A 6,773-nucleotide genomic window follows, 5' to 3' on the forward strand; every position below is an offset into this window, starting at 1 on the left:
CATTTTAGATCACCTTTTCCAATTTATGACCTTGTCGAAATTTGTAAATGGAAGTATATTAAGACAAGGTATAATCGGGAAAATATGTTAAGATAGCGATTGTGGGAGTGCGGTTGCATTGGTCGATTTTATATTGTTCATGGTCTTTTCGATAATGGAAACCTCGATGATGTATTATTTGATGTTCCGTTTGTTCAAGTTCGATATGTACCCGGTTTCGATTGTATTTGCGAGTGCGGTAGCGTCGTTTTTTTCGTATACGATACGAAATGTATATGAGATTCAATCTGTAGATATTCCCGTGCAAATTTTTCTTATGTTTATGTTTGTCTGGCTGTTATTTAGAACGCATTTTTTCTATGCGGCCATTATGACATGTACGGTTTATGTCGGCTATTTTATATTGCAAATTGCATATTATTTTCTTTTAAATGGAATCGGTCTTTTTGACTCGCGTTTACCGATCCCAAGCGCCATCGGAACGTACTTGCTTCAAATTGCCACGGCATCTACCGCTTTATTATTGGGGTTATGGATCAAGAGAAACCGCAAGGGATTCGACTTTGTTCCGCACTCCCAATATGAAGTAGTTAAGATGAACAAAATTAATATTGCCTTTCTTGGTTTAAGTTTATTATCTGTTTCCCTGATGTCACTCCTATATCTAACGAATCAAATTATTCAGCTTTTTTATTTACCTCTTGCTTTAGTTCTTATCATGTACTTCATCTTATATTTTGCATACAAAAAGGATCGCTCCGATGATTAAAGGGCCGTCACGAGCTATCGCAGCTTGGCTAAAAAATGCCAATCCAGAGGAAACCGTCAGCATTGAAGTCATGGAGTACGCCTTACGTATTTTAATTAACATTTCATTGATTATTATCATCTCGTTAGGTATCGGACATAGCACGGGGAAATACGGTGAAACGGCTTTGGCTTTATTTACTTTTATTTTGTTAAGATTTTTTTCAGGAGGTATCCACCTCCGATCCAGTTTAGGATGTATAACGACAACCGTTGTATTGTGTTCAATAATTCCGCACCTTCCAGTATTGAGTAAGTCAGAAATGTTGATATTTACTTTCATTTGTATTTTATTGTTGTTGTTGTTTGCACCTCAAGTGGATAGTGAGGCCGGTTTCAAACCTAAAGTGAAACCTTTATTTAAAATCATATCGATTTGCATTGTGAGCTCGAATTTAATATTATGCTCCTCGATTATCGCAGTCACTTTTCTAATACAGTGTTTGACCCTCATTCCTTTAAAAGGAGATAAATAAGTATGAAGAAACTGATAGCCAAATGGGTTTCCATTATATTATCTGCTTGTGCTATGCTTTTCGCCGTTACTTTGAAGCCTGTTTTGTTCAGTCCCAAAGTCCCAAAAGAATTGATGGACAAAAATAAGGTTTAGTTTGGAGTTGGGTTTACAATGCGAGTGCTTCGGGAGGACGGTTCGGGTTACGAACTTGACGACGATGAGATCATTTTTTTCACCACTCATAATAATGTCATCAGCGTACATACCCGCACTGAACAGTATATCGTTCCGACGACGCTCGACCAACTGAGCAAAGCGTATCAAGATTTGTCGTTCGATAAGGTGGATCGATCTTATAGCGTAAGAATGGACCGGATCGAAGGTTATCATGCCGTTCGTAAGGCGGTTTTTTTTGAGGAAGAAACGACGGAGAACTCAAAATTCGCTCCCGTTTCCGAGCCTAATATGAAAAAAGTATTAAAGCACTTGAGCAAGAAAAAAGACTAACCTTGAAAGGTTAGTCTTTTTTCGGCAGCGCTCCGGGGATCGATTGACATCGGTTATGGTTGATGCGCTGGTGAACGAGGTCTTGCAGCAGATGCATGAACATCCAACTGATGGAAGCGAACTTGCTTTGTTCTGTTGGGAAATCGTCAAAGTAGGCCTTCAAATGGTGTCCTACCCCCTTGACCTTGGACATGTTCACGACGTTGGAGCCATCGAGCTGCCAGAAGTCCTCGATATGATTTTCCAGATCGTCCAAATCCGCGATAGCCCGGTATTCTCCGTGCAAGGTATGGAAAATAAGTTTTCCGGACTTATCCTTTTCGGTATAAAGAACATCGCTGTGGAGATCAATAACGGCAAGTCTGCTTTCTCCTGTTGGCAAAGTTTGAATAACCGACATGGGCGATTTCATGGAGGCTCTCCTTTTGTGTGCTTTTTAACAAAACAATGAATCCTAAATAATGGTTTGACATGGAATTGTTTACTAAAAAGGATAACATATATTTAGTACTTTTTTTATATTGGTTTAAAATTTAAATCATCTATTGACAAAATAAGCCAGAGCTATCTATAAAATTCCGTTGACGAATCGGTAGGATAGAAGGTAAAATAGACATTAATTTAAACGTTTAAATTATATTGAAGAATTGGAGTGCCGCTTATGAGCAAAAAGCGCCAAATCACGATCGTGGATCTGGCAGAGGCGGCCGGCGTATCGATTGCTACGGTGTCGAATGTGCTGAACCGACGGAATGTGCCGATGTCGGCCGAGACGATTCGGAAGGTGGAAGCGGCGGCGGAGCATCTCGGTTACCGCCGCAATGTGATGGCGGCCAGCCTCAGCAGCAAAAAGTCCTACGAGCTGGGGATGCTTGTACCGAGCTTCGGCGGGTATTATGGGCGTTTTGCCGAAGAGATGCAGCGCACCGCTCATCAGTACGGGTACCATCTGTCGGTATTTTCGGCGGCGGGCTTTGATCCGGAAATCGAGAAGCGTCACTTGGACGTGCTGCTGCAGCGCAGGGTAGACGGGTTGTTTTGCCACGGGTTGGCTATGTCTCAGGAAGCCACCAGACAGATCGTATCCGACGGCACCCCGCTGGTCCTGTTTAACGCTTGGGGGTGGCCGAGCGACATCGCGGCCGGCGCGGTCAATCTCGATTTTCTGGAAGGCTGTGATGCGATCGTGCGGCATTTGTACGAGCAGGGCAGTCGGAAGATGATCTACTTAGCGAAAGCAAAATCGCTTGGAACGGACCTGCAGCGCCGGATCGGTTTCCGCAACGGGCTGGACCGGCTTTCGGAATCGATCCCGTCCACGATTGTGGAGCTGGATGACGGGCTCACGATGGATGAAGCGGTGGAACAGGTTCTCGCTTTTTCGGACGGGGTACGGCCCATCGGAGTTATGGGATTCGACGATAATGTGGCGTTGGCGTTCATGTTTGCCGTGCTGCGCCATGGATACAAGGTTCCACAGGACGTGCAGATTGTCGGGGTCAATAACGATCCGTTCACATCCGTCTGCTATCCGTCGATGACGACGATGAACATTCCTTACGACAAGCAGGCCCGGCTGGCCATCCGTTTAATGCTGGAGCAGCTAGGGGAGATCGATACGATGGCGCGGATCGATGGAACTTCCGCTCGTGTCGAGATTACCGATGCGCATGAGATTCGCGTTCCGATGCAGCTTGTCCCGCGCATGTCCACTCAGTCCGTCTGAGGGGCGGCATTGGCCTTCGGGCCTTACATAGACGACAACCAGAAAAGGAGCTTGATCCTTATGAGTTTATGGCAAAAGGCGATTGAAGACGCGGTTCAAAAAACAAAAGCGAACATCGGTAAATTCGCTGGTTTGTTTCCTCATGTCAGCGAGAATGGAAAATATATTTTAAACGATAATTGCGATTGGACGGAAGGCTTCTGGTCCGGAATGCTGTGGCTTTGCTATGAGCATACCAAGGACGAAGCATTCCGCGAAGCAGCCGTGCGGAAGGTCGAAAGTTTCAAGAAACGGCTTGAAGCCCATCGGGTGCTGGACCATCACGATATCGGGTTCTTGTACTCGCTTTCCGCCAAAGCACAGTGGATTATCGAGCGGGACCCGGCTGCCAAGCAGCTAGCGCTGGAAGCGGCCGATGTGATGATGCGGCGTTGGCGTCCGAAAGGCCGTTACATCCAAGCGTGGGGACCGGAAGGCGATCCGGAGAACGGCGGACGTATCATCATCGACTGTATGATGAACCTTCCGCTGCTGTACTGGGCTTACGAGCAGACGGGCAACAAGGCGTATTTGGACGTAGCGGTTACGCACGCCGACAAATCGCGGCGTTTCTTAGTCCGCGGGGACGATTCGTCTTACCATACGTTTTACTTCGATCAAGAAACGGGCGAGTCGCTTCGCGGGGGGACGCATCAAGGTTACCGCGATGCCTCTACATGGACCCGGGGACAGGCTTGGGGCATTTACGGGTTCGCGTTGTCTTACCGGTATACGAAAAATCCGCAGTATCTGGAAACGTCCCGCCGTATGGCGCGTTATTTCCTGGAGCGGCTGCCGGAAGACGATGTGGTGTATTGGGACTTTGATGCGCCGGTCACCCCGGAGACGAAACGCGACAGCTCCGCGTCCGCGATCGCATCGGCTGGACTTATTGAGCTTCTGTCTCATTTGAACGCTGAGGATGCCGACCGGGCCTTCCTGGAGGACGGGCTGCACCGCTCGATGAAATCGCTGGTCGAGAATTATTCCACGATCGGACAGCCGGATGCGGAAGGGCTGCTGGAGCACGGCTCGTACAGCGTGCGCGGCGGGTCGGCGCCGGACGATTATATGATTTGGGGCGATTATTACTACCTCGAAGCGCTGCTTCGTATGGAAAAAGGTATAACGGGCTATTGGTACGAAAGAAGCTAGAATGAATGAGGAGGCTCCCTTACGATTCGATCCGCTTAGGATGACGTAAGGGAGCTTTTTGGCGTGAAAGCGGGAGGCCCATCGTGTCAATATTACAGTAGTGATTCTTTACTCATTGGGGAGAAGAGAGCAAGATTTTTCGCGAAATGACAGCGGTTACAATTTTGTTACAGAAATGAAATGTTCCTGTTACGTATTTAACATGTTGGGGGTGTAATATAATAAGCAAGACCCCCTTTTTAATATATAAACCTTTGAAGACTCGCCCCGTTGGCGGGTCTCTTTTTTTAGGTTTGAGTTGGGAAAATATATTTGCAACACGGATAGATAGAGTTGAGGGACTGGAACCATGTGAGCTACAGTCTCTGAAATTTCTTATACCTACTAAAAAAATGTAAATTAGGGTAATTTAACTTGGACACAAATGAAAAAATATGTTAATTTATTGTTGTTTTCGAATTTTTAATTAAAAAATGGGAGGCGCTATTATTGGATTGATGTCATCAAGTGTTTGTGCATTTTGAGCTAGTTAGAATCTAGCTCTAATCAAGGTGATTTAAAATGCTGTGCAAAAAGACATTTAAAATTGGAAGCAGAAACAAAGATAGATAGATAACTAAAAGAGGTGAAAGTGTGAAACGCTATTCTGTAGTTGGATTAATTTTTTTCTTGTTATTTAATATTTTTTCCTTCGGTGCTTTTGCTGCAACAGCAACGCAAGATATTTTAATGGACGCTAAGTTCAAACTGGGGAAATCTGTTACCGATTCATCTTTGGGGGAAGTTGTTAATAGTTGGGGAAGCCACAAGGTGGTCCCGCCTCTTTCGTATATGTGGTATGAATTACCATCGGTTGCAAATGTGGTTTTTTATGAATCCTATGGACCTTCGGATCCTGAGGGGTTTTTGTTATTTAACGAAAATGATGAAGTGATTTATAAAGGACCTGGTTCAATATCTAAATTGAAAATAAACGTTTCGGGGGTGAAAAAAGTAGCAATTTATAACAAGGAGACAAACTTTTCGAGGACGGTGAGTTTTTTCCGCTTATGGGTTACTGACGATGACTTAACTCCGCCCCCGGCTCCAAAAAATCTGCAGGTTACGCCTTTGAATGCTTCAGCTTCATTGAGTTGGGACCCTTCAGCGGCTGCCGATCTAGCTGGATACAACGTATACCAAAACGGGGTTAAGATAAACACTTCTTTAGTTGTCAACAACAGAACGACTGCGGCATCCTTGGCTAACAATACAACCTACACTTTTAAAGTAACTGCTGTAGATAAAAGTGGAAACGAATCCTCACCTTCTAATGAGGTGAGCATCAACTTTGATACGCTTCCCCCAGCAGCACCCATCTCGCTTACAGCAGTTACCGGTTCCCTTCCGGGTACTGTGGACCTGACTTGGAAAGCAAACAGTGAAGCGGATCTTGCAGGCTACAATCTTTACCAAGATGGTGTGAAGGTAAACTCAGCACCTTTAACGACGAATTCCTATCAGGTCTCTGGCATCCAAGCAAATACGTCGTATACATTCACCGTTACGGCTGTTGATACGTCGGGAAACGAATCCGTTCATTCGGAATCAGTCGTTTATTTCAGTCGGATCGCACCTGCGAAGCCAACCCACTTGGTAGCTGTGGAGGGTAACGCAAAAGTGGATCTTTCGTGGAATGCTGTTGACAATGCAACAGGCTATAACGTGAAGCGCTCCACAAAATCGGGAGGACCATATACCACTGTAGCTGACAACATTTACGGCAACATCTATACTGACAGTGATGTAATCAATGGAACAACTTACTTCTATGTGGTCACCGCGCTTAACAAGACTGTGGAAAGCGAACCATCCAATGAAGTATCTGCGACGCCTCAAGTATCATCTACACCGACTTTAGTTGTAAGCATTGCAGAAGAAAAGGTAAAGGTAGGTCAAGAATTTACATCGAACATCGCTCTAAAAAATGTGAAGAATATTTATGCGGAAGATTTTACACTTAATTACTCAACTTTCGCAGCATGAAATCGGCAAACAAGCCTTGATATAACTGGGCAAAGCGGCAATCCATTGCTGAAGTTG

General features: G+C 45.2%; 7 protein-coding genes. 6 read left to right on the forward strand and 1 reads right to left on the reverse strand.

Annotated elements, in window-relative coordinates:
- The first annotated feature begins 118 nt into the window (after positions 1 to 118).
- From NLX71_RS15750 to NLX71_RS15760, 3 genes are all read left to right on the forward strand, one after another.
- Positions 119 to 769 (forward strand): hypothetical protein, encoded by a 651-nt coding sequence (locus tag NLX71_RS15750; protein ID WP_254364726.1) that lies wholly within the window; start codon positions 119 to 121, stop codon positions 767 to 769.
- Positions 762 to 1,283, forward strand: a complete 522-nt coding sequence (locus NLX71_RS15755; RefSeq protein ID WP_254364727.1) for an accessory gene regulator B family protein — start codon at positions 762 to 764, stop codon at positions 1,281 to 1,283. Before NLX71_RS15750 ends, NLX71_RS15755 begins: the two co-directional genes overlap by 8 nt.
- Positions 1,284 to 1,435: 152 nt before the next feature.
- The gene (locus tag NLX71_RS15760; RefSeq protein WP_254364728.1) at positions 1,436 to 1,771 is read left to right on the forward strand and encodes a LytTR family DNA-binding domain-containing protein; all 336 of its coding nucleotides are present in this window, start codon (positions 1,436 to 1,438) and stop codon (positions 1,769 to 1,771) included.
- Positions 1,772 to 1,781: 10 nt separating this feature from the next.
- Here the strand turns inward: NLX71_RS15760 and NLX71_RS15765 are convergent, their stop codons facing one another.
- Positions 1,782 to 2,183 carry a LytTR family transcriptional regulator DNA-binding domain-containing protein gene (locus tag NLX71_RS15765; RefSeq protein ID WP_254364730.1) on the reverse strand — a complete coding sequence of 134 codons (402 nt, stop codon included), beginning with the start codon at positions 2,181 to 2,183 and terminating at the stop codon, positions 1,782 to 1,784.
- 249 nt (positions 2,184 to 2,432) lie between these two features.
- On the opposite strand from NLX71_RS15765, the gene NLX71_RS15770 reads away from it, so the two are divergent.
- The 3 genes from NLX71_RS15770 to NLX71_RS15780 all read left to right on the forward strand — a co-directional run bounded on the left by NLX71_RS15770 (position 2,433) and on the right by NLX71_RS15780 (position 6,716).
- The gene (locus NLX71_RS15770; RefSeq protein ID WP_254364732.1) at positions 2,433 to 3,497 is read left to right on the forward strand and encodes a LacI family DNA-binding transcriptional regulator; all 1,065 of its coding nucleotides are present in this window, start codon (positions 2,433 to 2,435) and stop codon (positions 3,495 to 3,497) included.
- A gap of 60 nt (positions 3,498 to 3,557) precedes the next feature.
- Positions 3,558 to 4,691, forward strand: coding sequence for a glycoside hydrolase family 88 protein (locus tag NLX71_RS15775; protein ID WP_254364733.1), 1,134 nt, complete (start codon positions 3,558 to 3,560; stop codon positions 4,689 to 4,691).
- 633 nt (positions 4,692 to 5,324) lie between these two features.
- The gene (locus NLX71_RS15780; protein ID WP_254364734.1) at positions 5,325 to 6,716 is read left to right on the forward strand and encodes a fibronectin type III domain-containing protein; all 1,392 of its coding nucleotides are present in this window, start codon (positions 5,325 to 5,327) and stop codon (positions 6,714 to 6,716) included.
- Positions 6,717 to 6,773 lie beyond the last annotated feature (57 nt).

Origin of the sequence: Paenibacillus sp. MZ04-78.2 (genome assembly GCF_024213375.1) — a bacterium.
GTDB lineage: Bacteria > Bacillota > Bacilli > Paenibacillales > NBRC-103111 > Paenibacillus_G.